20 protein-coding genes and 4 tRNA genes are annotated in these 22,607 nt (G+C 61.6%); 4 read left to right on the top strand and 20 right to left on the bottom strand.

Annotated elements, in window-relative coordinates; genetic code table 11:
* The first annotated feature begins 56 nt into the window (after nt 1-56).
* Nucleotides 57-425 carry an Mpo1-like protein gene (locus ACIPZC_RS12385; protein WP_400627176.1) on the top strand — a complete coding sequence of 123 codons (369 nt, stop codon included), beginning with the start codon at nt 57-59 and terminating at the stop codon, nt 423-425.
* A 3-nt stretch (nt 426-428) separates the two neighbouring features.
* Here ACIPZC_RS12385 and ACIPZC_RS12380 read toward each other — a convergent pair whose 3' ends face one another.
* From ACIPZC_RS12380 to ACIPZC_RS12370, 3 genes are all read right to left on the bottom strand, one after another.
* The gene (locus tag ACIPZC_RS12380) at nt 429-1,226 is read right to left on the bottom strand and encodes an acyl-CoA thioesterase (RefSeq protein ID WP_400627174.1); all 798 of its coding nucleotides are present in this window, start codon (nt 1,224-1,226) and stop codon (nt 429-431) included.
* Nucleotides 1,227-1,302: 76 nt separating this feature from the next.
* Entirely contained in the window at nt 1,303-2,082 is a 780-nt protein-coding gene (locus ACIPZC_RS12375) for a CHAD domain-containing protein (RefSeq protein ID WP_400627172.1), read from the bottom strand.
* Nucleotides 2,083-2,097: 15 nt separating this feature from the next.
* The gene (locus ACIPZC_RS12370) at nt 2,098-2,376 is read right to left on the bottom strand and encodes a hypothetical protein (protein WP_039602373.1); all 279 of its coding nucleotides are present in this window, start codon (nt 2,374-2,376) and stop codon (nt 2,098-2,100) included.
* Nucleotides 2,377-2,528: 152 nt separating this feature from the next.
* Here ACIPZC_RS12370 and ACIPZC_RS12365 point away from each other — a divergent pair, with 152 nt between their 5' ends.
* Nucleotides 2,529-3,569 carry a patatin-like phospholipase family protein gene (locus tag ACIPZC_RS12365; RefSeq protein WP_400627170.1) on the top strand — a complete coding sequence of 347 codons (1,041 nt, stop codon included), beginning with the start codon at nt 2,529-2,531 and terminating at the stop codon, nt 3,567-3,569.
* A 79-nt stretch (nt 3,570-3,648) separates the two neighbouring features.
* On the opposite strand, the gene ACIPZC_RS12360 is transcribed toward ACIPZC_RS12365, so the two are convergent.
* The 11 genes from ACIPZC_RS12360 to ACIPZC_RS12310 all read right to left on the bottom strand — a co-directional run bounded on the left by ACIPZC_RS12360 (nt 3,649) and on the right by ACIPZC_RS12310 (nt 13,478).
* A complete protein-coding gene (locus ACIPZC_RS12360) occupies nt 3,649-5,520 on the bottom strand; it encodes a SurA N-terminal domain-containing protein (RefSeq protein WP_400627168.1) in 1,872 nt (623 codons plus the stop codon).
* Between the two features lie 183 nt (nt 5,521-5,703).
* A complete protein-coding gene (locus ACIPZC_RS12355) occupies nt 5,704-5,976 on the bottom strand; it encodes an HU family DNA-binding protein (protein WP_012313647.1) in 273 nt (90 codons plus the stop codon).
* Between the two features lie 152 nt (nt 5,977-6,128).
* On the bottom strand, nt 6,129-8,525 hold the full coding sequence (gene lon, locus ACIPZC_RS12350) for an endopeptidase La (RefSeq protein WP_267822499.1): 2,397 nt from the start codon (nt 8,523-8,525) through the stop codon (nt 6,129-6,131).
* 156 nt (nt 8,526-8,681) lie between these two features.
* Nucleotides 8,682-9,965 (bottom strand): ATP-dependent Clp protease ATP-binding subunit ClpX, encoded by a 1,284-nt coding sequence (clpX, locus tag ACIPZC_RS12345; RefSeq protein WP_241803227.1) that lies wholly within the window; start codon nt 9,963-9,965, stop codon nt 8,682-8,684.
* 108 nt (nt 9,966-10,073) lie between these two features.
* Nucleotides 10,074-10,715, bottom strand: a complete 642-nt coding sequence (clpP, locus tag ACIPZC_RS12340) for an ATP-dependent Clp endopeptidase proteolytic subunit ClpP (RefSeq protein WP_009683825.1) — start codon at nt 10,713-10,715, stop codon at nt 10,074-10,076.
* A gap of 91 nt (nt 10,716-10,806) precedes the next feature.
* A complete protein-coding gene (gene tig, locus ACIPZC_RS12335; protein ID WP_241803226.1) occupies nt 10,807-12,120 on the bottom strand; it encodes a trigger factor in 1,314 nt (437 codons plus the stop codon).
* Nucleotides 12,121-12,368: 248 nt separating this feature from the next.
* Nucleotides 12,369-12,668 (bottom strand): DUF6388 family protein, encoded by a 300-nt coding sequence (locus tag ACIPZC_RS12330; protein ID WP_400627164.1) that lies wholly within the window; start codon nt 12,666-12,668, stop codon nt 12,369-12,371.
* Nucleotides 12,669-13,018: 350 nt separating this feature from the next.
* Nucleotides 13,019-13,094, bottom strand: a tRNA-His gene (locus tag ACIPZC_RS12325).
* A gap of 50 nt (nt 13,095-13,144) precedes the next feature.
* Nucleotides 13,145-13,229 (bottom strand) — tRNA-Leu (locus ACIPZC_RS12320).
* 54 nt (nt 13,230-13,283) lie between these two features.
* Nucleotides 13,284-13,359, bottom strand: a tRNA-His gene (locus ACIPZC_RS12315).
* 42 nt (nt 13,360-13,401) lie between these two features.
* Nucleotides 13,402-13,478, bottom strand: a tRNA-Arg gene (locus tag ACIPZC_RS12310).
* A 259-nt stretch (nt 13,479-13,737) separates the two neighbouring features.
* Between ACIPZC_RS12310 and folD the strand changes: the two genes are divergently transcribed.
* Nucleotides 13,738-14,592, top strand: a complete 855-nt coding sequence (folD, locus tag ACIPZC_RS12305; protein WP_241803223.1) for a bifunctional methylenetetrahydrofolate dehydrogenase/methenyltetrahydrofolate cyclohydrolase FolD — start codon at nt 13,738-13,740, stop codon at nt 14,590-14,592.
* 98 nt (nt 14,593-14,690) lie between these two features.
* Here the strand turns inward: folD and ACIPZC_RS12300 are convergent, their stop codons facing one another.
* Genes ACIPZC_RS12300 through ACIPZC_RS12275 form a run of 6 tightly spaced genes read right to left on the bottom strand, consistent with a single transcriptional unit; the run spans nt 14,691 to nt 20,609 of the window.
* Nucleotides 14,691-16,430 carry an ABC transporter substrate-binding protein gene (locus tag ACIPZC_RS12300; protein ID WP_241803222.1) on the bottom strand — a complete coding sequence of 580 codons (1,740 nt, stop codon included), beginning with the start codon at nt 16,428-16,430 and terminating at the stop codon, nt 14,691-14,693.
* Nucleotides 16,431-16,468: 38 nt separating this feature from the next.
* Nucleotides 16,469-16,741 carry a DUF2160 domain-containing protein gene (locus tag ACIPZC_RS12295; RefSeq protein ID WP_241803221.1) on the bottom strand — a complete coding sequence of 91 codons (273 nt, stop codon included), beginning with the start codon at nt 16,739-16,741 and terminating at the stop codon, nt 16,469-16,471.
* A 12-nt stretch (nt 16,742-16,753) separates the two neighbouring features.
* Complete coding sequence (locus tag ACIPZC_RS12290) at nt 16,754-17,554, bottom strand: carbohydrate ABC transporter permease (protein ID WP_241803220.1); 801 nt, start codon at nt 17,552-17,554, stop codon at nt 16,754-16,756.
* Between the two features lie 3 nt (nt 17,555-17,557).
* Nucleotides 17,558-18,421 (bottom strand): sugar ABC transporter permease, encoded by an 864-nt coding sequence (locus ACIPZC_RS12285; protein ID WP_349974545.1) that lies wholly within the window; start codon nt 18,419-18,421, stop codon nt 17,558-17,560.
* A complete protein-coding gene (locus tag ACIPZC_RS12280; protein WP_400627160.1) occupies nt 18,418-19,515 on the bottom strand; it encodes an ABC transporter ATP-binding protein in 1,098 nt (365 codons plus the stop codon). The genes ACIPZC_RS12285 and ACIPZC_RS12280 overlap by 4 nt, the downstream gene beginning before the upstream one ends.
* The gene (locus ACIPZC_RS12275) at nt 19,515-20,609 is read right to left on the bottom strand and encodes an ABC transporter ATP-binding protein (protein ID WP_400627158.1); all 1,095 of its coding nucleotides are present in this window, start codon (nt 20,607-20,609) and stop codon (nt 19,515-19,517) included. The genes ACIPZC_RS12280 and ACIPZC_RS12275 overlap by 1 nt, the downstream gene beginning before the upstream one ends.
* A 223-nt stretch (nt 20,610-20,832) precedes the next feature.
* On the opposite strand from ACIPZC_RS12275, the gene ACIPZC_RS12270 reads away from it, so the two are divergent.
* Entirely contained in the window at nt 20,833-22,590 is a 1,758-nt protein-coding gene (locus ACIPZC_RS12270) for a sigma-54-dependent Fis family transcriptional regulator (protein ID WP_267822483.1), read from the top strand.
* Nucleotides 22,591-22,607 lie beyond the last annotated feature (17 nt).

The following is a 22,607-nucleotide window of genomic DNA, read 5'->3' as shown; positions in this document are numbered from 1 at the left end:
TTGGCTGTGACCACTGGGCCGCACTAAGCTTTGGGCATGACCGTGAGGACCTGCCCATGAGCAAACGACTGCCCAACTTGCCCGCCTGGCAATGGCGCGGCTATCACCACAACCACCGCCACCCGACCAACCTGGTGCTGCACCTGATTGCCGTGCCGCTGTTCATCCTCGGTGCTTTGCTCGTGCTGTCCGGCTTGCTCGCCCTGGACCTAGGCCAGATTGGCGTCGGCATCATTGCCCTGATCGCCGGCCTGGGCCTGCAGCGCCACGGCCACCGCCTGGAGGCCGAGCAGCCAGAACCCTTCGCCAACCGCAAGGACGCCCTGCAGCGCCTGCTGACCGAGCAATTCATCACCTTCCCGCGCTTTGTGCTCAGCGGTGCCTGGTGGCGGGCCTGGCGCGAACGGCACAGACATCGGCGTTGACGCTCAGGCGAACACCGTGACCGTCTGGCGGCTCAAGGCCAGCAACTCGCCTTCAGCCGTCCACAGGGCAGCTGCGGCATGCCCGTACCCATCGCGGGCGTGTTCGGTCTCGACGCAGTAGCGGCACCAGTCCAACGTCGACAGCCTGGCAACCGGCTGGATGAATTCGATGGTCCAGGTCAGCGTGCTGCCTGCTGCGGGCTGCTTCAGGTACGGCATGAGGCTAGGTGGCCAGGCATCGACAAGCGCCAACAGGTGGGCCTCGTTGACCTGCTCCTGGGCAACATCCCGCAAGCGCACCCAACCGCCCATGTGGCGTGACTGATTACCGCTGAACGGCAGCCCGCCAATTGCCCAGCGCAGGGCAACATGGCGCATGAACTCTGGTGTGACACCTTTGATGTAAGGAAGCTCCGGGGCGGCTTGCTCGAGTGCCTTCATCTCCATGGCCGGCTCGGCAGGCACCTGCACCACCGATGGCCGCGCGGCGCCGAAGTTGCCCTGGACCAAGGTCACCACCTGGCCATCCTGAATGGCTCGACCCAGCACGGTGCTGACCGCTTTGCCCTCGCGCAGCACTTCGACTTCGAAACGGGTCGCCACGTCGGGCGCGGCGGGGGCGACGAAACTGACGGCCAGCGACCGCACCGGGCGGCTATCGGCGAGCTTCAGGCGCATGGCCTCATACACCATGGCAGCCATCAGGCCACCGAATACGGCACGCCCTTGGGCCCAGTCAGGCGGGACGCTGACGCTATCGGGGTGCGCTCGCACGGCGTCGAGCAGTTGGTTGAAATTCATGGGCCGGCTCCTGCAGCAGCGAAAGGTGTCAGCCAATACTAGCGAGCAACCTTGCGTCGAACAGCCCGCATATCGGTCATTTGCCGGGCTTGCGCCGTTCCAGTGCTGCCTGCAGGTCAGCCAGTGTCACATCGGACTGGCGCTCGGCGTCACCCAGCTCCCGCTCCCAATCGACCTTGCAGGGCGCGAGATCCTCATGCGATTGAGCCTGCAACAGCCATTGCAGGCGGTCATGCCAGTTACCCAAATCGCCCTGGGCTTGTTTGAGCAGGCGCTGCAACTGCTTCCCGGCATGATCGAGTTGTGGGTAGGCCTGGTCCCCATAGCGCACCCGCTTGATCAACAAGCGCAGGCGATGACGGTCGTGGGCCGGGTCCTGCAAGGCTTCCTGCAGCTTGCGCCATTGCTTGACCAGGCGTTTGTCGACGCGTTTACGCAGGCACTTGGCCAACCCTTCACGCCCCGCGGCGCGCAGGAACAGCGGAAAGGCATCGAGGATGGCCAGCACCCGGCTCAGTTGCGGGCTGGCGGCCACGCCGGCAAAGGTGGCAGCACGCCCTTGCAGACGCCGCTGGCCCGCTTGGACAACGCCGCGCTGGATCAACTCGCCCGCCAGTACCTCGCGGTCACGTAGCGGCGTGGTCAAGGTGCCAAGGGCTCTCGCAGCGTCCTCCAGCTGCTCGACCCCCGGCAAGCCCCTCAGCGGCCGCAACAGGCTGCGCAAGCGCCTCAGGCCTATGCGCAGATCGTGCAAGGCTTCGCTGTCGGTATCGGCAGCAAGGCGCTCGCGACAAGCCAGCAGGCGCACCTGCAAGGCCACTACCTGGGCAACCACATGGTCGAGCATGCTGGACATTACAGCACTCCTCGGTCAGCGCCCGGCGCGCGACTCACGAATGTAGAAACGGGCCTTTTCGGCTTTCTTGGTGCAACCCTCGAACCCTTCGAACTGCTGCTGGGTCTTGGCCCCGGTCAACAGCGACAACGCCTTGGAATAGCTGACGGTACCGGCAAAGCCTTCAGCCTTGGCCAGGTCGAGCTCCTTCCAAGCGGCATCGAGCTGCGACGCGCAGCTGTCACGGTAAGCCGTCTTGCCCGCGCAGCCGGCAAGGGCCAGGGCAATCAGAGGAAGGCAGATCCAGGCTTTCATCGGTAATACCTCGGAGGTTGAATACGGTGGCTGTTCGACGCTTGGGCACCTGAAAAGTGCCGCGCTCGGCAGGTTTTGCCTAGAGTCTACATTGAAGCACAGGCAACGCTCGGTGCATTGTAGGGCCATGGATGCAAAAGCCGGGGAAGATCATGAGCAAACGTGTAGCACTGGTGTTGGGGTCGGGGGGCGCGCGGGGTTATGCCCATATCGGCGTGATCGAAGAAATCGAACGGCGCGGCTACGAAATCGCCTGCATTGCCGGTTGCTCGATGGGCGCGGTGGTCGGGGGGATTTACGCGGCGGGCAAGCTCGATGAATACCGCAACTGGATCGAAAGCCTGGATTACCTGGACGTACTGCGTCTGGTCGATGTCAGCTTCCGCCTTGGCGCCATTCGCGGCGACAAGGTGTTTGGGCAGATCCGCAAGATCGTCGGCGAAATCAATATCGAACAATTGCGCATCCCCTACACGGCAGTGGCCACCGACCTCACCCACCAGCAGGAGATCTGGTTCCAGGAGGGCTGCCTGCACCAGGCAATGCGCGCCTCGGCGGCAATTCCAAGCCTGTTCACGCCGGTCATGCAAGGCAACCGCATGCTGGTCGACGGCGGCATCCTCAATCCGCTGCCGATCGTGCCGGTCGTGTCCAGCCACTGCGACATGATCATCGCGGTAAACCTCAACTCCACCAACCAGAAGCAGTACCAGTTGCCTGTCATCGAGCGGCCGGCAGCGTTCAGGATGCGCTTTGACGCACTGATCAGTTCGCTGGGGGCGCGCATGCCGTTCCGTCGCAAGCCCGCCGAGGAACTGATGCGCATCGAGCAGGAGATCACTGGCGAGGGTCTGGTGCCACCCAACCCCTGGCTGAGCGATACGGCCGACCCAGAAGCCCGGCAACCGGCGGCGGCGCCGCAAAGCGAGGGTGCGCCAAAATCCGCCACGGGGTCGATCATCGTCGACAACGTCGGGCCAGCGTCGTTGCTGGACCTGATCAACCAGAGCTTCGAGGTCATGCAGACGTCGTTGGCGCAATACAAGATCGCGGGGTATCCACCGGACGTGCTGATCAACGTACCCAAACGGGTATGCCGGTTCTTCGAGTTCTACAAGGCGCCGGAACTGATTGCCTTGGGCCGGGAGATAGCGCGGGATACGCTGGATAACTACGAGGGCGAGAAGCGCTGAAGCGCCCCCGGCGCTCGCCCCGTACCCCAGAAACGAAACAGGCCGCATCATGCGGCCTGTTTCGTTACCAGAGTGTCACTCAGTAGCGAGTGATGTCCGCACTGCCTTCCAGCTGCTTGCGGTATGCCGCAAAGTCCTGCTGGCCCGCACGCGAAGCGAGATAGCGGCGGATCTGCTGCTTCTCTTCATCGCTGGCGGCGGCACCGTCGTTGACGCCTTTGAGCTGCAACACGACCAGGCTGCCATCGGCCAGTACCACGCTGCCATATACCGGCTCGCCCTTGGCTTGCGGCTTGGGCAGGCGGAACAGCGCCTGCAACTCGGCCGGGTCGATACCGTCCTGGCTGCGGGTGACTGCTTCGTAGGCCTTCCAGCTCTGGCCTTGCTGGGCAGCATCTGCAGCGACCGAGCCGTCACGCAGGCCGGCGATCAGTTTGTCCGCCTTGACCTTGAGCTCGGCGGTCGCCTTCTCCTTGGCCAGGTGTTCGCTGATGTTCTTGGCCACGGCTTCGAGCGGCATCTGCTCCGGCTTGCGGTGCTCCTTGACGCGCAATACCACGGTGGTCTCAGGGTCCAGCTCGATGGCGGTGCTGTTGGCAGCCTCCTCCAGCACTTCCTCGGAGAACGCGGCCTGGACCACGGCACGGTTGGCCGTGATGCCCTCACCGCCTTCACGGCCGAATGGCGCCGAAGTATGCACCTTGAGGTTCAGGTCCTGGGCGGGCTGGGCCAGGTCGGCAGCCTCGTAGGCAGCATCCTGCAGCTGCTTGCTGGCATCGACATAGCGCTGCTCGACCAGCGGAGTCTTCAGGTCTCGCGTGAGCTTGTCCTTCAGGCTGGCGAAACTCGGGACTTCCGGCGCCTGTTTACCCAGCAGCTTGATCAAGTGATAACCGAACTGGGTACGTACTGGTGCTGACACCTGGCCATCGTCGAGCTTGTACAGAGCGTCCTCGAAGGCCGGGTCATACACACCCGGGCCGGCGAAACCAAGATCGCCACCGCTGTTGGCCGAACCCGGGTCCTGGGAGAACTCCTTGGCCAGCTTGGCGAAGTCTTCACCTTTGGCCAAGCGTTGCTCGATCTCTTCGATGCGAGCCTTGGCCTGGGCATCGGTGACCTTGTCATTGACCTCGATCAGGATGTGCGCAGCATGGCGCTGCTCGGCCAGGTTGGCGATTTCCTTCTCGTACTGAGCCTTGAGCTCGTCGTCGGTAACCTTCACCTGATCGAAGAATGCCGACTTCTTCAGCTCGACATAGTCGATGACCACTTGATCCGGCGTCATGAACTCCTTGGCATGCTGTTCATAATGAGCCTTGACCTCGTCATCGCTGACCTTGACCGCGGCCGGGTTGGCCTTGAAGGTCAACGAAGCGAAGTCGCGGGTCTGGCTTTCCAGGCGAGCGAAGGCGTCGACCTGCTGGTCGGTAACGAAGCTGCTGCCGGCAATACCCGTGCGGATCTGGCCGATCAGCATTTCTTCGGCAAGCATCTCGCGGAACTGCAAACGGCCATAGCCCATCTGGCGGATGACCTGGTCGAAACGGTCGGCGTTGAACTTGCCATCAACCTGGAATTCCGGCGTCTGCAGGATCACTTGATCCAGCGCGGCCTCACTGAAGGCGAACTTGGCATCTTCGGCACCCTGCAACAGCAGCTTGCGTTCGATCAGCCCTTTGAGCGCAGCATCGCGCAGCAATTTCTCATCCAGCAGAGCCGGGTCGAAATCCTTGCCCAGCTGTTGCATCAGCTGGCGGCGCTGCATGTCGGCCGCTTGGCTCAGCTCGTTCTGGCTGATGGTCTGGCCGTTCACCTTGGCGGCGTCCTGGCTATGGCTGGCGGCCTGGAAAATGGCTTCGAAGCCCGTCAACGCCATCAACACAACGATGAGGCCAATGATGGTCTTGGCAATCCAACCTTGTGAATTGTCCCTGATATTTTGCAGCATGCGTCCCCCAGAAACGGCTGTACCACTGCGTCGACAACCGCGGAGCGTGGGTAGAATCCTGATAAAAGAAAGGCGCATCCGAGGATGCGCCTTTTCTTAGCAAACGTGTCAGGCGGGAACGTTTGCGACCCGCCTTCAGCGTGCTCGAACCTGGCAAGGCCCGGTCCGGCTGAAAGAGACGACTTAGTTGACGGCGTCTTTCAGGCCTTTGCCAGCCTTGAAGCCTGGAACCTTGGCAGCAGCGATCTTGATGGTCTTGCCAGTTTGCGGGTTACGGCCATCGCGCTCTGCGCGCTCTTTGACCGAGAAGGTACCGAAGCCAACCAGAACGACGTCGTCGCCTGCTTTCAGGGCACCAGTCACGGAGTCAATTACTGCATCCAGCGCGCGGCCGGCTACAGCTTTCGGGATGTCAGCAGATGCGGCGATAGCGTCAATCAGTTCCGACTTGTTCACTCTAAGTCCCCTTATTTCTCTATTGAGTTTGTTTCTAAGTATGTAATGAAAAGCTTCTGAAACGAATGCTGGGTGGCCTGGTGACAATAGCGTGCCGCTTTATAGCAAGGCCCCGAAAATACTGTCAAGGAAAGCCCCCCAGCCAAAAACTACTAATGCGTGCTGATACGTTCCTTAGCATCGCCGTCGCGCTTTTCATCTTTCGCGACAATCTCAGGAGCCACATCTGGCAAGGGCTCCGGGGCGTATTGCAGCGCAATTTGCAGGACTTCGTCAATCCATTTGACCGGTTTGATCTGCAGATCCTGTTTGATATTTTCCGGGATCTCCTTCAGATCGCGAACATTCTCCTCTGGAATGATCACCGTCTTGATCCCACCACGGTGCGCCGCCAGGAGTTTTTCCTTCAGCCCGCCAATGGCCAATACCTGCCCACGCAAGGTGATTTCGCCGGTCATGGCAACATCTGCACGCACCGGAATCTGCGTCAACGCCGACACCAGCGCAGTGCACATGCCGATACCGGCGCTCGGGCCATCCTTGGGCGTAGCGCCCTCAGGCATGTGGATGTGCACGTCGTGCTTCTCATGGAAGTCGGCGGCAATCCCCAGGCTGCGGGCGCGGCTACGGACAACGGTTTGCGCGGCGGTGATCGACTCGACCATGACGTCGCCGAGCGAACCGGTCTTGATCAATTGCCCTTTTCCAGGGATGACCACCGACTCGATGGTCAGCAATTCGCCACCCACCTGGGTCCAGGCAAGGCCGGTAACCTGGCCTATCTGGTCCTGCTGCTCGGCCAGGCCGTAGCGGAACTTGCGCACGCCCAGCAGGTGTTCGAGCTGCTCATTGGTGACCTTGACCTTGACCTGCTTTTGGCCAGTGTGCTCCTTGACGACCTTGCGGCAGACCTTCGCAATCTGCCGCTCCAGGCCACGTACACCGGCTTCGCGGGTGTAGTAACGGATGATGTCACGGATCGCCGAGGTGTCGATCTCGAGCTCTTCCTTCTTCAAACCGTTGGCCTTGACCTGCTTGGGCGTCAGGTATTTGACCGCGATGTTGATCTTTTCGTCCTCGGTGTAACCGGGCAGGCGAATGACTTCCATGCGGTCCAGCAGCGCCGGAGGGATGTTCATCGAGTTCGAGGTGCAGAGGAACATCACATCCGAGAGGTCGTAATCCACCTCCAGGTAGTGGTCGTTGAAGTTGTGGTTCTGCTCGGGGTCGAGCACTTCCAGCAGCGCCGAGGCCGGGTCGCCACGCATGTCGCTGCCCATCTTGTCGATCTCGTCGAGCAGGAACAGCGGGTTGCGCACCCCCACCTTGGTCATTTTCTGGATCAGGCGGCCGGGCATCGAACCGATGTATGTCCGACGGTGACCGCGGATCTCGGCCTCGTCACGCACGCCACCCAGGGCCATGCGCACGAACTTGCGGTTGGTGGCGGCGGCGATCGACTCGGCCAGCGAGGTCTTGCCCACGCCTGGTGGGCCGACCAGGCACAGTACCGGGCCGCGAATTTTCTTCACGCGCTTCTGCACGGCGAGGTATTCGAGGATGCGTTCCTTGACCTCTTCAAGGCCATAGTGGTCCGCGTCGAGAATTTCCTCGGCCTTGGACAGATCCAGGCGCACCTTGCTCTGCGCCTTCCACGGCACCTGCACGAGCCAGTCGAGGTAGGTGCGCACCACGGTGGCTTCGGCAGACATTGGCGACATCTGCTTGAGCTTGTTCAGCTCGGCCTGGGCCTTGGCCAGGGCGTCTTTGGGCAGGCCGGCAGCTTCAATGCGTTTTTTCAGCTCTTCGACTTCGTTGTGGCCTTCGTCGCCATCGCCGAGCTCCTTCTGAATGGCCTTCATCTGCTCATTCAGGTAGTACTCGCGCTGGCTACGCTCCATCTGCTTCTTGACCCGGCCACGGATACGCTTTTCGACCTGCAGCAGGTCGATTTCGGCATCCAGCATCGCCAGTACATGCTCGACACGGGTGGACAGGTCGACGATTTCGAGAATTTCCTGCTTCTGCTCGATCTTCAGCGCCATGTGCGCTGCCATGGTATCGACCAGGCGCCCAGGCTCCTCGATGCTGTTGAGCGACGACAGCACTTCAGCCGGGACTTTCTTGCCCAACTGTACGTACTGCTCGAACTGCGACAGCAGCGTGCGCACGAAGACTTCCGACTCGCGCTCGGCGGCGTCGGTTTCGTCGATCAGGGAAACTTCGGCACGGATGTGCCCTTCGACTTCGGTAAAGCGCTCGACTGCACCACGCTGCTCGCCCTCGACCAGCACCTTGACGGTGCCATCAGGCAGCTTCAGCAGTTGCAGCACGGTAGCGACAGTACCGACGCGATACAGAGCGTCTTCGCCCGGATCGTCGTCAGCGGGGTTCTTCTGGGCCAGCAGAAGGATCTGCTTCTCGCCAGTCATCGCAGCCTCAAGGGCCTCGATGGACTTCTCACGCCCCACGAACAGTGGGATGACCATGTGCGGGTAAACAACGACATCGCGCAATGGCAAAAGAGGCAAGTCGAGGGTGGTCTTCATGATTTCGCCTCTACAGCGGCCTTATGGCCGGAAACCGGTGGAAATGATGCTTGGACCTAATGTGGGGGCACGCCTGGGAAATTACAAGCGCTTGCACAGGAAAAGCAGAAAGGGGCCCGCACGGGCCCCTTTCTTGCTTACTGCCACGGCACCGACTCAGGCGTCGGGCGCGACCTTGGCTGGCGGCTCGCTGTTCTCGTAGATCAGCAGCGGCTGCGACGTGCCTTCGATGACGCTCTCGTCGATCACCACCTTGCTGACTTCCTTCTGCGAAGGAATTTCATACATGGTGTCGAGCAGCACGCCTTCGAGGATCGAACGCAGGCCGCGGGCGCCAGTCTTGCGCTCCAGGGCTTTGCGTGCGACGGCCTTGAGTGCATCACTGCGGAACTCGAGGTCAACGCTCTCCATCTCGAACAGCCTGGCGTACTGCTTGGTCAGGGCGTTCTTCGGCTCAGTGAGGATCTGCATCAGTGCAGCCTCGTCCAGCTCGTCGAGGGTTGCCAGAACCGGCAGACGGCCGACGAACTCGGGGATCAGGCCAAACTTGACCAGATCATCCGGCTCGACTTCCCGCAGCGACTCGCCAACCTTCTTGCCCTCTTCCTTGCTGCGTACTTCAGCGCCAAAACCGATGCCACCTTTGGTGGAGCGGTTCTGGATGACCTTTTCCAGGCCCGAGAAGGCGCCACCGCAGATGAACAGGATGTTGCGGGTATCTACCTGCAGGAATTCCTGTTGCGGGTGCTTGCGCCCCCCTTGCGGCGGAACGGAGGCAACGGTGCCCTCGATCAGCTTGAGCAGTGCCTGCTGCACGCCCTCACCCGAAACGTCACGGGTGATCGACGGGTTGTCCGACTTGCGCGAAATCTTGTCGATCTCGTCGATGTAGACAATGCCCATCTGGGCCTTTTCCACGTCGTAGTCGCACTTTTGCAGCAGCTTCTGGATGATGTTCTCGACGTCCTCACCCACATAACCGGCTTCGGTCAGGGTGGTGGCGTCGGCAATGGTGAACGGTACGTTCAACAGGCGAGCCAGGGTTTCGGCGAGCAGGGTCTTGCCCGAGCCAGTAGGCCCGATCAGCAGGATGTTGCTCTTGCCGAGTTCAACCTCGTCACCTTTCTTGTCACGCTGGTTCAGGCGCTTGTAGTGGTTGTACACCGCTACCGAAAGCACCTTCTTGGCACGTTCCTGACCAATCACATACTGGTCCAGGATGCCGCTGATTTCTTTCGGCGAAGGCAATTTGTGCGCGCTGCTTTCGGCCTGGGCTTCCTGCACCTCCTCTCGGATGATGTCGTTGCACAGGTCGACGCACTCGTCGCAGATAAATACCGAGGGCCCGGCAATCAGTTTGCGCACTTCGTGCTGGCTTTTGCCGCAGAAGGAGCAATAAAGCAATTTGCCGCTGTCCTCGCCGTTACGGGTGTCAGTCATTCGATCGATCCAATCCGGTAGGCTTGCAACACAAGATGAAGGCAATTGCGGGCTTTTTCAAGTCCGCAGGTAGGCGCTTGGGGCACCTACCTGCTCTGGCACCTGGGTTCAGGAGGCCAGTTGCCGCTTGTCGTATACCGAGTCGATCAGGCCGTACTCGGCCGCGCGCGAGGCGCTCATGAAATTGTCACGCTCGGTGTCGCGCTTGATGGTCTCCAGGTCCTGGCCAGTGTGGTAGGCCAGCAGCTCGTTCAGACGCGCCTTGATGTTGAGGATTTCCTGGGCGTGGATCTCGATATCGGTCGCCTGGCCCTGGAAGCCGCCGAGCGGCTGGTGAATCATCACTCGCGAGTTAGGCAGGCAGTGACGCTTGCCCTTGGCACCGGCGGCCAACAGGAAGGCCCCCATGCTGCAGGCCTGGCCGATGCAGATGGTCGAGACGTCCGGCTTGATGAACTGCATGGTGTCGTAGATCGACATGCCAGCCGTTACCGAGCCGCCTGGGGAGTTGATGTAAAGATGGATATCCTTGTCCGGGTTTTCCGCCTCAAGGAACAGCATCTGTGCCACTACCAGGTTGGCCATGTAGTCTTCTACCGGGCCGACCAGGAAGATCACTCGCTCCTTCAACAGGCGCGAGTAGATGTCATAGGCACGTTCGCCACGGGCGGACTGCTCGATAACCATCGGGACCAGGCCGCCTGCGGCTTGGATGTCAGAGCTCTGCTGAATATAAGAATTGCGGGACATGTCCTGCGCTCACTCCCAAATAGTCATGGCTTGAATACGCACAAGCCAGCGCGAAGGCTGGCTTGTGGGGGTTTCCTACGAGAGGGCCGCCTTACTCAGCTTCGGCAGGCGCCTGAGCTGGTTTTACGGCTTCTTCGTACGAGACCGATTTGTCGGTCACAGTCGCTTTCTGCAGAACAGTATCTACAACTTGCTCTTCCAGCACAACCGAACGCACCTCGTTCATCTGCTGGTCGTTTTTGTAGTACCAAGCGATGACCTGCTCAGGCTCCTGGTAAGCCGAAGCCATTTCTTCGATCATCTCGCGAACCTTGCCTTCGTCCGGCTTCAGTTCGAACTGCTTGACCACTTCAGCGACGATCAGGCCCAGCACCACACGGCGCTTGGCTTGCTCTTCGAACAGCTCGGCCGGCAGTTGCTCAGGCTTGATGTTGCCACCGAACTGCTGAACAGCCTGGACGCGCAGGCGGTTGACTTCGTTTTCCAGCAGCGCTTTCGGCACTTCGATCGGGTTGGCGGCCAGCAGACCGTCCATGACCTGGTTCTTCACCTTGGTCTTGATCGCCTGGCGCAGTTCACGCTCCATGTTCTTGCGAACTTCGGCGCGGAAGCCTTCCAGGGTCGATTCCTTGATACCGAACTGGGCGAAGAACGCTTCGTTCAGTTCTGGCAGCTGAGGTGCCGAAACGCTGTTGACGGTGATGGTGAACTCGGCAGCTTTGCCTGCCAGGTCCAGGTTCTGGTAATCCTCAGGGAAGGTCACGTTGACAACGCGCTCTTCGCCGGCCTTGGCGCCAACCAGGCCGTCTTCGAAGCCTGGGATCATGCGGCCGGAGCCCAGTACCAGCTGGGTGCCCTTGGCCGAACCACCGGCGAAGGCTTCACCGTCGATCTTGCCGACGAAGTCGATGTTGACCTGGTCGTCCTTCTCGGCAGCGCGCTCGACGGCCTCGAAGCGTACGTTCTGCTTGCGCAGCACTTCCAGCATGTTGTCCAGGTCGGCGTCAGCCACTTCGGCGCTCAGACGCTCGACGCTGATCGACTCCAGGCCGGCAACGGCGAACTCTGGGAACACTTCGAAGATGGCGACGAACTCCAGGTCCTTGCCCTTTTCGAACGACTTCGGCTCTACGGCAGGCGCGCCAGCCGGGTTCAGCTTCTGCTCGACGATGGCTTCGTAGAAGGAAGCCTGGACCAGGTCACCGAAGGCCTCTTGACGGGCATCGGCTTCGAAACGCTGGCGGATCACGCTCATCGGCACTTTGCCTGGGCGGAAGCCCGCGACCTTGGCGCGCTTGGCAGTCTGCTGCAGACGCTTGTTGACTTCGTTCTCGACGCGCTCGGCCGGAACGGCGATGGTCATGCGGCGCTCGAGAGCGGAAGTGTTTTCAACAGAAACTTGCATGGATATTCCTCGTTGCACAGACGTTAGCCGGCGTTAGCCCGACTCCAGAATCAAGGGCAAGCATTCTAGTGAGTCACGCACCAGAAGTCACCCCACTCGGGACGACGGGAAACCACGCCGGTCGATTAGCTTGCAAGGCCCGCACGGCGTATCGCCGGGCCTCTATATATATAAGCAGGCTGCGCAACGCCAGCGGCGGCACGCAACCGTAATACCTTGTCAAACAACTACAACCCAAAAAAACGCGCTCATTCAGGGTCGAGCTCATTGAACTGGCAGTACTCTTCCCAGGCCATACCCAGCGCTTCGGCCACTTCGCGGTGGGTCTCCAGACGCATGGCCTGCAACTGTTCAGGGCTTTCGGCGATCAACTGCAGCGCCAGCTCCCAAGGCTGGATGCCCTGCTCGTCGGCGGCATCCTCGAACGCCCATTCGATCTGCTGGGCCTGCTCGCGCGCATCCAGCCCTCGGATTTCCTCGAGCAGTTGCGGATTGGCCTCAGCGAAACGCTGAAGCGCCAGCGCCTGACGGGCTTCTTTTGCAATCATGGATAGATCCTTTGCCGGCCTAATCCAGCCGGAGTTTCAACCGACTGAAATCTATCAGCTTTTATTGGGGTGTCACCAGAGGATTGCAAGGGCTGGCAGAGCAAGTCACGAAGTTGTAGCACGTAAAGGCACCACACCTCAGGCATTCACCAGCCAGCCAGGCAATGAGGGGCCGCTTTGCGACCCATCGCCGGCAAGCCAGCGCCCACCGGGACCGCGCAGTTCTTGAGGGCTATGCGATACCTGCAGGAGCCGGTTTGCCGGCGATGGCTGCATGGGTACGCGCTCTTGCGCATAACGCAGAAACAACAAAGGCGCCTGATCATACGATCAAGGCGCCTTCGAAAATATGGGGTGGACGATGGGAATCGAACCCACGACAACCGGAATCACAATCCGGCGCTCTACCAACTGAGCTACGCCCACCATAGTGCGGTGCAACGGTACAACTTTACAAAAACATGCTTACAAAAACATGGTGCGGACGAAGAGACTCGAACTCTTACAGCTTGCGCCGCTGGAACCTAAATCCAGTGTGTCTACCAATTTCACCACGTCCGCATAACGCTTAAAACAAAGGCGCCAGATCTACAATCAAGGCGCCTCTGAAGAATATGGGGTGGACGATGGGAATCGAACCCACGACAACCGGAATCACAATCCGGCGCTCTACCAACTGAGCTACGCCCACCATATCGCTTTACTGCCTTACTTGCTTGCCCAAGCTGCCTAATGGCGCACCCGGCAGGACTCGAACCTGCGACCATCCGCTTAGAAGGCGGATGCTCTATCCAGCTGAGCTACGGGCGCATAAGCGTAAAGCCTAACCGAATGAGCAATATAAAAACCACTCATTCTGCCCGACTTCGCCAACCAGTGCTAGGCTGTGCCCGACAAGTGCGGCGAATCTTATAGGCGACCCGTATAAGCGTCAACACCTTTCTATAAAAAATTTAAATTATTTAAGGGGTTAGGGGATTTGCCCGACCACCCGCCTTTGCCCTCGGGCCGTGTCGTGCGAGAATGCGCCCTCTTTATTGTTCCTTTCTCGATGGTTAATCACGCGTCTATGACTGCACACCTAATCGATGGCAAGGCGATCGCCGCCAACCTGCGCAAGCAGATCGCTCAACGTGTCGTGGAGCGTCGCCAGCAAGGCCTGCGCACGCCGGGCCTGGCGGTGATCCTGGTCGGTACCGACCCCGCCTCCCAAGTCTATGTCTCGCACAAGCGCAAGGACTGCGAAGAGGTCGGCTTCATTTCGCAGGCCTTCGACCTGCCCAGCGAAACCACGCAGCAAGCCCTGACCGAGCTGATCGACCGCCTCAACGACGACCCGGCAGTGGACGGCATCCTGCTGCAATTGCCGCTGCCGGCGCACCTGGATGCATCGCTGTTGCTCGAGCGTATCCGCCCGGACAAAGACGTCGATGGCTTCCACCCGTACAACATCGGCCGCCTGGCCCAGCGTATTCCGTTGCTGCGCCCGTGCACCCCCAAAGGCATCATGACCCTGCTCGAAAGCACAGGTCAGGACCTGTACGGCATGGACGCCGTAATCGTCGGCGCTTCCAACATCGTGGGCCGCCCGATGGCCATGGAGTTGCTGCTGGCCGGCTGCACCGTGACCGTCTGCCACCGCTTCACCAAGGACCTGGCCGGTCATGTCGGCCGCGCCGACCTGGTGGTCGTGGCTGCAGGCAAGCCTGGGCTGGTCAAGGGTGAGTGGGTGAAGGAAGGCGCCATCGTCATCGACGTGGGCATCAACCGCCAGGAAGACGGCAAGCTGGTCGGCGATGTGGTCTACGAGACCGCCCTGCCCCGCGCCGGCTGGATCACGCCGGTGCCGGGCGGCGTCGGCCCGATGACCCGGGCCTGCCTGCTGGAAAACACGCTGTATGCGGCAGAAGAGCTGCATAAGTAAGTTGGCCTGACCTGAAAACGGCACCTCTGGCAGGTGCCGTTTTTTTTGCCTTGGATTTCTCAGGTTGCCGGCGGTGTATCGGCTTCGCCTCTAGCCGGTCACTTGCGCGCCGCCTCCCACGATTTCAGCAGCTCGTCATAGCTGACCGTCTCGCCCTTGGGCTTCTCGTTGGCCAGTTTCGGTTTTGGCGCCCCTGGCTGGTCGAACCAGTACTGTGCGTCTTTTTCCGGGTTCAGCTTAGGCGCGCAGGTGGCCTGGGCATTGGACCGCTGCAACCGCTCCATCATGCGATCCTGATCCCGGGCCAAGCCATCCAGCGCTTCTTGCGGCGTTTTCTCGCCACTGGCCACTTCGGCGATATGGCTCCACCACAGTTGAGCCAGGCGAGGATAGTCCGGCACATTGGTACCGGTCGGGGTCCACTGCACCCGCGCCGGGCTGCGATAGAACTCCACCAGCCCGCCAAGCTTGGGCGCAAGGTCGGTCATGGCCTGGGAGTTGATATCCGATTCGCGGATAGGCGTCAGGCCAACGATGGTCTTTTTCAACGACACCGTCTTGGAGGTGACGAACTGGGCGTACAGCCAAGCGGCCAGGCGCTGCTTCTCGGGGGTGGATTTGAAGAAGGTCCAGGAGCCGGTGTCCTGATAGCCCAGCTTCATCCCCTCCTCCCAGTAAGGCCCCTTGGGCGAGGGCGCCATGCGCCACTTCGGGGTGCCGTCGGCATTGACCACCGGCAGCCCCGGCTTGGTCATGTCGGCGGTAAAGGCGGTGTACCAGAAAATCTGCTGAGCGATGTTGCCTTGCGCAGGCACCGGGCCGGCCTCGGAGAAGGTCATGCCTTGCGCCTCCTTGGGCGCGTAGGCGCGCATCCAGTCAACGTACTTCTGCGTGGCATAGACGGCCGCCGGCCCGTTGGTGTCGCCGCCGCGGGTCACACTGGAGCCCACCGGGTGGCAATCCTCCACGCGGATGCCCCACTCGTCCACGGGCAAGCCATTGGGCAGGCCTTTGTCGCCGCCGCCGGCCATGGAGAACCAGGCATCGGTGAAGCGCCACCCGAGTGAAGGGTCCTTCTTGCCGTAATCCATGTGACCATAAACGCGCTTACCGTCGATTTCCTTGACGTCCTCGGTGAAGAACTTGGCGATGTCTTCATAGGCCGACCAGTTCACCGGCACGCCCAGTTCATAACCATACTTTTCCTTGAACCTGGCCTTGAGCTCGGGCCGCTCGAACCAGTCAGCGCGGAACCAGTACAGGTTGGCGAACTGCTGGTCGGGCAACTGATAAACCTTGCCATCCGGCGCTGTGGTGAACGAAATGCCGATGAAGTCCTTGAGGTCCAGGGTCGGCGAGGTGTAGGCCTTGCCTTCGTTGGCCATCATGTCAGTGATCGACTCTACCTTGCCGTAGCGAAAATGCGTACCAATCAGGTCAGAGTCGTTGACCCAGCCGTCGTAGATGTTCTTGTCCGACTGCATCTGCGTCTGCAGCTTCTCCACCACGTCGCCTTCCTGCAGCAGGTCGTGGGTCAGCTGGATCCCGGTGATCTCGCTGAAGGCCTTGGCCAGCACCTTGGACTCGTACTCATGGGTGGTGATGGTTTCCGACACGACATTGATCTTCATCCCCCGAAACGGCTCGGCGGCCTTGATGAACCACTTGAGCTCCGCCAACTGCTGCTCCGGCGTCAGGGTCGACGGTTTGAACTCGCTGGCGATCCACTTCGATGCCGCATCCTCATACTGATCGGCCCACGCCGCACTCGGTACACCGGCCAGTACCAGCAACGCGGCCAGGGTCAAATGTCGCCGGTTATGTTTGTCATGGAACATTGTCATCTCCCGATTGAGTTATTCCCCGGAGCCGTCGCTCAGCCCCAGCGCAGCACCACCACGAGCCAGCCCAGCGACAGCAGCGAGGCCACCCACAAAGGCCAGTCGCTGACCCCGACTACCAACAAGTGCAGGTAGGCGCTGACCAACAGGCCGATGAACAACCGGTCGCCACGGCTGGTGACGATCGGCAGGAAGCCACGCCGTTCCACACAAGGGCGGCGCAGCTCGAACAGGGTCATGCACACCAGCAGAACGCCCACAGCGGCGAAGAACAGCGCGGTGGGCAAGGTCCAGGCCATCCACTCCATGCGTTGCCCTCCTCACACCCGGCCCAGGGCAAAGCCCTTGGCCACATGGTTGCGTACGAACCAGATCACCAGCATGCCCGGCAGGATGGTCAGCACCCCTGCCGCCGCCAGCACGCCCCAGTCGATGCCCGAAGCAGACACCGTGCGGGTCATCACGGCGGCGATCGGCTTGGCGTTCACCGACGTCAGGGTGCGCGCCAGCAACAGTTCGACCCAGGAAAACATGAAGCAGAAAAACGCCGTCACGCCGATGCCGGAACCGATCAGCGGGATGAAAATCTTCAAGAAGAAACGCGGGAAGCTGTAACCATCGATGTAGGCGGTTTCATCGATCTCCTTCGGCACGCCCGACATGAACCCCTCGAGAATCCACACCGCCAGCGGCACGTTGAACAGGCAGTGGGCCAGGGCCACGGCAATGTGGGTGTCGAACAGACCGATGGACGAATAAAGCTGAAAGAACGGCAGCAGAAACACCGCCGGCGGCGCCATGCGGTTGGTCAGCAACCAGAAGAACAGGTGGCGGTCACCGAGGAAACGGTAGCGTGAGAACGCATAAGCCGCCGGCAACGCCACCAGCAGCGAAATCAGTGTGTTGAGGCACACGTAGTACAGCGAATTGATGTAGCCGCTGTACCAGCTGGCATCGGTGAAGATCACCCGGTAGTTGTCGAGGGTGAACGCCTGCGGCCATAGGGTGAGGCCACCGAGAATCTCGGTGTTGCTCTTGAACGACATGTTCAGCAGCCAGTAGATCGGCACCAGCAGGAAGAAGAAGTACAGCAGCAGGGCCAGCGTCTTGCGTGTGCTCATGGCCTAGTCCTTGTCGGCGTGGGTCATGGCGGTATAGAACAGCCATGACACCAGCAGGATGATCAGGAAATACACCAGCGAAAACGCGGCCGCCGGGCCCAGGTCGAATTGCCCGACCGCCATGCGTGTCAGGGTCTGACTCAGGAAGGTCGTGGCGTTACCCGGCCCGCCACCGGTCAGCACGAACGGCTCGGTGTAGATCATGAAACTGTCCATGAAGCGCAGCATCACCGCGATCAGCAGCACGTTCTTGAGCTTGGGCAACTGTATATGCCGGAACACGGCCCAGCCCGAAGCCCGGTCGATGCGCGCGGCCTGGTAATACACGTCGGGTATGGCCCGCAGCCCCGAGTAGCACAGCAATGCCACCAGCGATGTCCAGTGCCAGACATCCATCACCAGCACGGTGAGCCAGGCGTCGAACGGGTCGCCGGCATAGTTGTAGCTGACGCCAAGCTTGGCCAGCGTGGCCCCGAGCAGGCCGATATCGGCGCGGCCAAAGATCTGCCAGATGGTGCCGACCACGTTCCACGGGATCAGCAGCGGGATGGCCATGACGATCAGGCACACCGACGCCAGGCGCCCCTTGGTCGGCATGGTCAGGGCAATGGCGATGCCCAGCGGGATTTCGATCAGCAGCACACAGGCGGAATAGATGAACTGGCGCAGCAAGGCATCGTGCAATGCCGGGTCGCGCAACACCTGGCGGTACCAGTCGGCGCCGACGAAGTAGCGGCTTGACTGGTCGAAAATGTCCTGCACCGAATAGTTGACGACCGTCATCATCGGCATCACGGCACTGAAAGCCACCAGCAGGAACACCGGCAGCACCAGCCACCAGGCCTTATTGTTGGGCACCTTGTTCATGGCACGGCCTCCAGCAGCACATCGTCGACGTACAGCAGCCGCCACTGCATCGGCAGGCCGACCCAGGCGTGCGCCGCCGGCACCGGGCGATCTTCTGCCAGGCGCGCCTTGAGCGACACGCCGCCGAGCACGAGAGTGACGATGCGATAGGTGCCCAGGTCCTCGACATCCAGCACGCTGGCAGGCAGGGCCCCATCGAATGGGGCGTCCCACAGTTGCACGAACTCCGGGCGTATACCCACTTGCAGGCGCCCGGCGTTCGTCGCAGCAAGGCGTTCGCGCAGCCCGTCGGGCAGTGCCAGGTGCACATCGCCGAACGCGACCCCGCCCGCGTCGGCGCGCACGTCGATCAGGTTCATCCCCGGGCTGCCGATGAAGTAGCCGACAAAGGTATGCCGTGGCCGCTCGAACAGCTCACGCGGGGTACCGAACTGGACAATGCGCCCGCCATGCATCACCGCGATCTTGTCGGCGAAGGTCGAAGCCTCCAGTTGATCGTGGGTCACGTAGATCATGGTGATGTTGAACTGCTCATGGATCTGCTTGAGCTTGCGCCGCAACTTCCATTTCAGGTGCGGGTCGATCACCGTCAACGGCTCGTCGAAAAGAATCGCCGAGACGTCATCGCGCACCAGGCCACGGCCCATGGAGACTTTCTGCTTCTCGTCGGCGCTGAGGTTGCGCGCCTTTTTCTTCAGCACCGCGCCCAGGTCGAGCACTTCGGCGATCTCTTCGACCCGCGTGCGCACCCTGCCCTCGTCCAGGCCCTGGTTGCGCAGCGGGAACGCCAGGTTGTCGAACACCGTCATGGTGTCGTACACCACCGGGAACTGAAACACCTGGGCAATGTTGCGCTGCTGCGGTGAAAGGTCATTGACCGACTTGCCGTCGAACAGCACCTGGCCATGGGAAGGCGTGAGCAGCCCCGAGATGATGTTCAGCAACGTCGACTTGCCACACCCGGAAGGCCCGAGCAACGCATAGGCACCGCCCTGCTCCCACACGTGCTCCAGTTGATGCAGCGCGTAATCGCCCTCGCCGGCGGGTTGTCGGCTGTAGCTGTGCGCCAGTTGGTGCAGGCGGATTTCGGCCATCAGGCGCTCCTTGCCTGGCGCAGGCCCGGTGCCTGTACCAGTGCTCCGGCGCTGTCGAAGACGAACAGCTTGTGGGTGGGTATGAAGATCCGGATCGGCGTATCCACCTGATACTCGTGCACCCCCGGCAGATGCAGGACCATCCGCCAATGCTCGTTACGCACGTGCAGGAATGTCTCGGAACCGCTGATCTCGGCCAGTTCCACCCGCACCGCCAGTTCCAGGTCATCGTCATGGGCCGGCACCAGGGTGATGTGGCTGGGGCGCACCCCAAAGCGGTAGTCGCCGTCGCCCAGGCTGCGCAGGTCGACATTGCGGGCGAAGTGCACGGCCTGGGCCAGGCTCACCTCGTTGCCGCTGATACGCCCCGGCACCAGGTTGATCGGCGGTTCGCTGAACAGCTCGGCGGCCAGCACGCTGCCGGGCCGCTGGTAGACCTCGGTCGTGGGCCCGCTCTGCACGATCCGCCCCTCGTGCACCAAGGTAGTGGTGCCCCCCAGCGCCAGCGCTTCGTTAGGCTCGGTGGTGGCATACACGGCAATGCAGCTGCGCGCGGCGAACAGCTCGCGCAGCTCTTGTCGCAGCCCTTCGCGCAGCTTGTAGTCGAGGTTGACCAGCGGCTCATCGAACAGAATCAGCCCGGCATCCTTGACCAGCGCCCTGGCCATCGCCGTGCGTTGCTGCTGGCCACCAGAAAGCTCCAGCGGCAAGCGTTGCAGGTAGGTCTCGATGCGTAGCATCTCGGCTGTTTCCTGCACCCGCCTACGGATCTGGGGCTCGGCCATGCGCGCCTGACGCAGGGGCGAGGCGATGTTTTCGTAGACACTCAAGGTCGGGTAATTGATGAACTGTTGATACACCATCGACACGTTGCGCTGGCGCACCGGCACACCCGTGACATCTTCACCGGCCATCAGCACGCGGCCACGGTCGGGGCGGTCCAGCCCGGCCATCAGGCGCATCAGGCTGGTCTTGCCGGCCAAGGTCCGGCCGAGCAGCACGTTGAACGAGCCAGGCTCGAAATGCACCGACGCGTCGATGATCCAGGGCTGGTTATCGACGCTGCGGCTGACCTGTTCCAGCACCAGGGACATGGCAGGACCTTGTTATTGTGGTTGTCCGGCACAGATAGCCAGTTCCGTGCCAGTTCCATCGCACCGCTCTGGCCTGGGCCCCAGGCGGTAGCGGCAGGCCAGCCGCGATTCACAACTGAACACTTTCGCTGAACACCTGAACAGTGGCGGGTTTGACAATGAACAACGGTGGACGACACTCAACAGCGGTCGGCTGATAACAACAATCACACAGGACAGGCCCATGGCCACCGCCCCTTCGCCCCATGCCCAACTGATCCAGGCCTCCTGGGCGCGCTGCCGTGATCACGGCCTGCAGCCACAGAGCGCACCCGACTTCGATTGCCTGACCAGGGCCGAACTCAGCGCCCTGCTGGAGCGGCGCCAGGCCCTGTTGCACCACACCCGCGATGCCGTGCTGCCGCAGTACACGCACCTGCTGGGCAATGCCAGCTACCTGGTGATGCTCGCCGACGCCAGCGGCTGCCTGCTCCAGACCTGGGGCTCGCGCCGCTTCGTCTGCCCCCAGCACCAGCACGGCTTCAGTGCCGGCGCCCACTGGCACGAACGGGGCGTGGGCACCAATGCACTGGGCACCGCGCTGGTCTGCGCCGAGCCCGTCCATGTCGGCCAGGACGAACACTACCTGCGCCAGAACCGCTACATGTCCAGTGCCGCCACCCCGCTGTACGATGCCCAGCGGCAACTGGTCGGGGTGCTCGACGTGGCCAGCGACGGCTACCTGCCCGCCTCCCAGACCCTCGGCCTGGTGCGCATGATGGGCCAAAGCCTGGAGAACCGCCTGATCCTTGCGCAGCATGCCGAACAGCACGCCCAATTGCTGTTCAACAGCGCTTGCGACAACCTCGACAGCCCTTGGGCCGGGCTGCTGGTGTTCGATGAACGTGGCCAGGTGCTCGCCGCCAATCATCGAGCCGATAGCCTGCTGGGCGGCAACCCGCTGCAGCAGAACGTCGAGCAACTGTTCCAGATCCCCTTGTGCCAGTTGCTTGCCCACCCCCAGCAGCAGCCATTCGCCTTGCAGGCAGCCGGGCGCAACCGCTTGCACTGCCAGTGGCAGGCAGCGCGGCAAAGCACCCCACGCTCAACGCTTGGCAATGGCGACCCACGCATGGAAAAGGCCCTGGCCCAGGCCAGGCTGATGCTGGAAAAAGACATCCCGTTGCTGGTTCAGGGTGAAACCGGCGTCGGCAAGGAAGTCTTCGTCCAGACCCTGCACCGCGCCAGCAGCCGTGCCCGCCAGCCGTTGATCGCGGTCAACTGTGCGGCGATCCCGGCAGACCTGGTGGAATCTGAGCTGTTCGGTTACGACAAAGGCGCCTTCACCGGCGCTCATCACAAGGGCAACCCCGGGCTGATCCGCAAGGCCAACCAGGGCATCCTGTTCCTCGACGAGATCGGCGACATGCCGCTGCCGACCCAGGCCCGCCTGCTGCGCGTGCTGCAGTCGCGCAGCATTCAACCCCTGGGCAGCGGCGAACCGGTAGCGGTGGATATCCGCGTCGTCTCTGCAAGCAATCGGGACCTGGCCGAAGAGGTGCGTGCAGGGCGCTTTCGGCAAGACCTCTACTACCGCATCGCGGCGATGGCAGTCGTGTTGCCGGCGCTGCGCGAGCGCACTGACCGGCGAGCGTTGATCGAACACATCCACGCACGTTATCGCGACCCTCAGCAACCCCAGTACCTGGGGCTGCCCATCCTCGATCTGCTCGACCGGCACCCTTGGCCAGGCAATGTGCGCGAGCTGGTGAGTGTGATGCAGGTTGCGCTGGCGTTGGCAGGGGATGGGCCGGTCAGTGTCGAGCATCTGCCTGGCGGCTTTCTGGCTGAAGCGCATGAGCGCCCGGTGTCGAGCGGCGGCAGTGAGCATGAGGCAGACCTGCACAGCCTGCTGAAACGTGCCAATGGCAATCTCTCGGCCGTGGCGCGGGGCCTGGGGATCAGCCGGACGACACTGTACAAGCGCCTGCGCGAGCAATGACCGGTGGCCGGCAGCCG

It is taken from the genome of Pseudomonas sp. NPDC089743 (genome assembly GCF_044748785.1).
In the GTDB taxonomy this organism is placed as follows: Bacteria; Pseudomonadota; Gammaproteobacteria; order Pseudomonadales; family Pseudomonadaceae; genus Aquipseudomonas; species Aquipseudomonas putida_X.
This window is presented reverse-complemented; position numbering and strand designations above follow the sequence as displayed.

What these genes read in the sequence shown, in the direction of transcription:
- ACIPZC_RS12385 (WP_400627176.1), top strand. Translation starts at nt 57, where the DNA reads ATGAGCAAACGACTGCCCAACTTGCCCGCCTGGCAATGGCGCGGCTAT.
- ACIPZC_RS12380 (WP_400627174.1), bottom strand. Translation starts at nt 1,226, where the DNA reads ATGAATTTCAACCAACTGCTCGACGCCGTGCGAGCGCACCCCGATAGC.
- ACIPZC_RS12375 (WP_400627172.1), bottom strand. Translation starts at nt 2,082, where the DNA reads ATGTCCAGCATGCTCGACCATGTGGTTGCCCAGGTAGTGGCCTTGCAG.
- ACIPZC_RS12370 (WP_039602373.1), bottom strand. Translation starts at nt 2,376, where the DNA reads ATGAAAGCCTGGATCTGCCTTCCTCTGATTGCCCTGGCCCTTGCCGGC.
- ACIPZC_RS12365 (WP_400627170.1), top strand. Translation starts at nt 2,529, where the DNA reads ATGAGCAAACGTGTAGCACTGGTGTTGGGGTCGGGGGGCGCGCGGGGT.
- ACIPZC_RS12360 (WP_400627168.1), bottom strand. Translation starts at nt 5,520, where the DNA reads ATGCTGCAAAATATCAGGGACAATTCACAAGGTTGGATTGCCAAGACC.
- lon (WP_267822499.1), bottom strand. Translation starts at nt 8,525, where the DNA reads ATGAAGACCACCCTCGACTTGCCTCTTTTGCCATTGCGCGATGTCGTT.
- clpX (WP_241803227.1), bottom strand. Translation starts at nt 9,965, where the DNA reads ATGACTGACACCCGTAACGGCGAGGACAGCGGCAAATTGCTTTATTGC.
- clpP (WP_009683825.1), bottom strand. Translation starts at nt 10,715, where the DNA reads ATGTCCCGCAATTCTTATATTCAGCAGAGCTCTGACATCCAAGCCGCA.
- tig (WP_241803226.1), bottom strand. Translation starts at nt 12,120, where the DNA reads ATGCAAGTTTCTGTTGAAAACACTTCCGCTCTCGAGCGCCGCATGACC.
- ACIPZC_RS12330 (WP_400627164.1), bottom strand. Translation starts at nt 12,668, where the DNA reads ATGATTGCAAAAGAAGCCCGTCAGGCGCTGGCGCTTCAGCGTTTCGCT.
- folD (WP_241803223.1), top strand. Translation starts at nt 13,738, where the DNA reads ATGACTGCACACCTAATCGATGGCAAGGCGATCGCCGCCAACCTGCGC.
- ACIPZC_RS12300 (WP_241803222.1), bottom strand. Translation starts at nt 16,430, where the DNA reads ATGTTCCATGACAAACATAACCGGCGACATTTGACCCTGGCCGCGTTG.
- ACIPZC_RS12295 (WP_241803221.1), bottom strand. Translation starts at nt 16,741, where the DNA reads ATGGAGTGGATGGCCTGGACCTTGCCCACCGCGCTGTTCTTCGCCGCT.
- ACIPZC_RS12290 (WP_241803220.1), bottom strand. Translation starts at nt 17,554, where the DNA reads ATGAGCACACGCAAGACGCTGGCCCTGCTGCTGTACTTCTTCTTCCTG.
- ACIPZC_RS12285 (WP_349974545.1), bottom strand. Translation starts at nt 18,421, where the DNA reads ATGAACAAGGTGCCCAACAATAAGGCCTGGTGGCTGGTGCTGCCGGTG.
- ACIPZC_RS12280 (WP_400627160.1), bottom strand. Translation starts at nt 19,515, where the DNA reads ATGGCCGAAATCCGCCTGCACCAACTGGCGCACAGCTACAGCCGACAA.
- ACIPZC_RS12275 (WP_400627158.1), bottom strand. Translation starts at nt 20,609, where the DNA reads ATGTCCCTGGTGCTGGAACAGGTCAGCCGCAGCGTCGATAACCAGCCC.
- ACIPZC_RS12270 (WP_267822483.1), top strand. Translation starts at nt 20,833, where the DNA reads ATGGCCACCGCCCCTTCGCCCCATGCCCAACTGATCCAGGCCTCCTGG.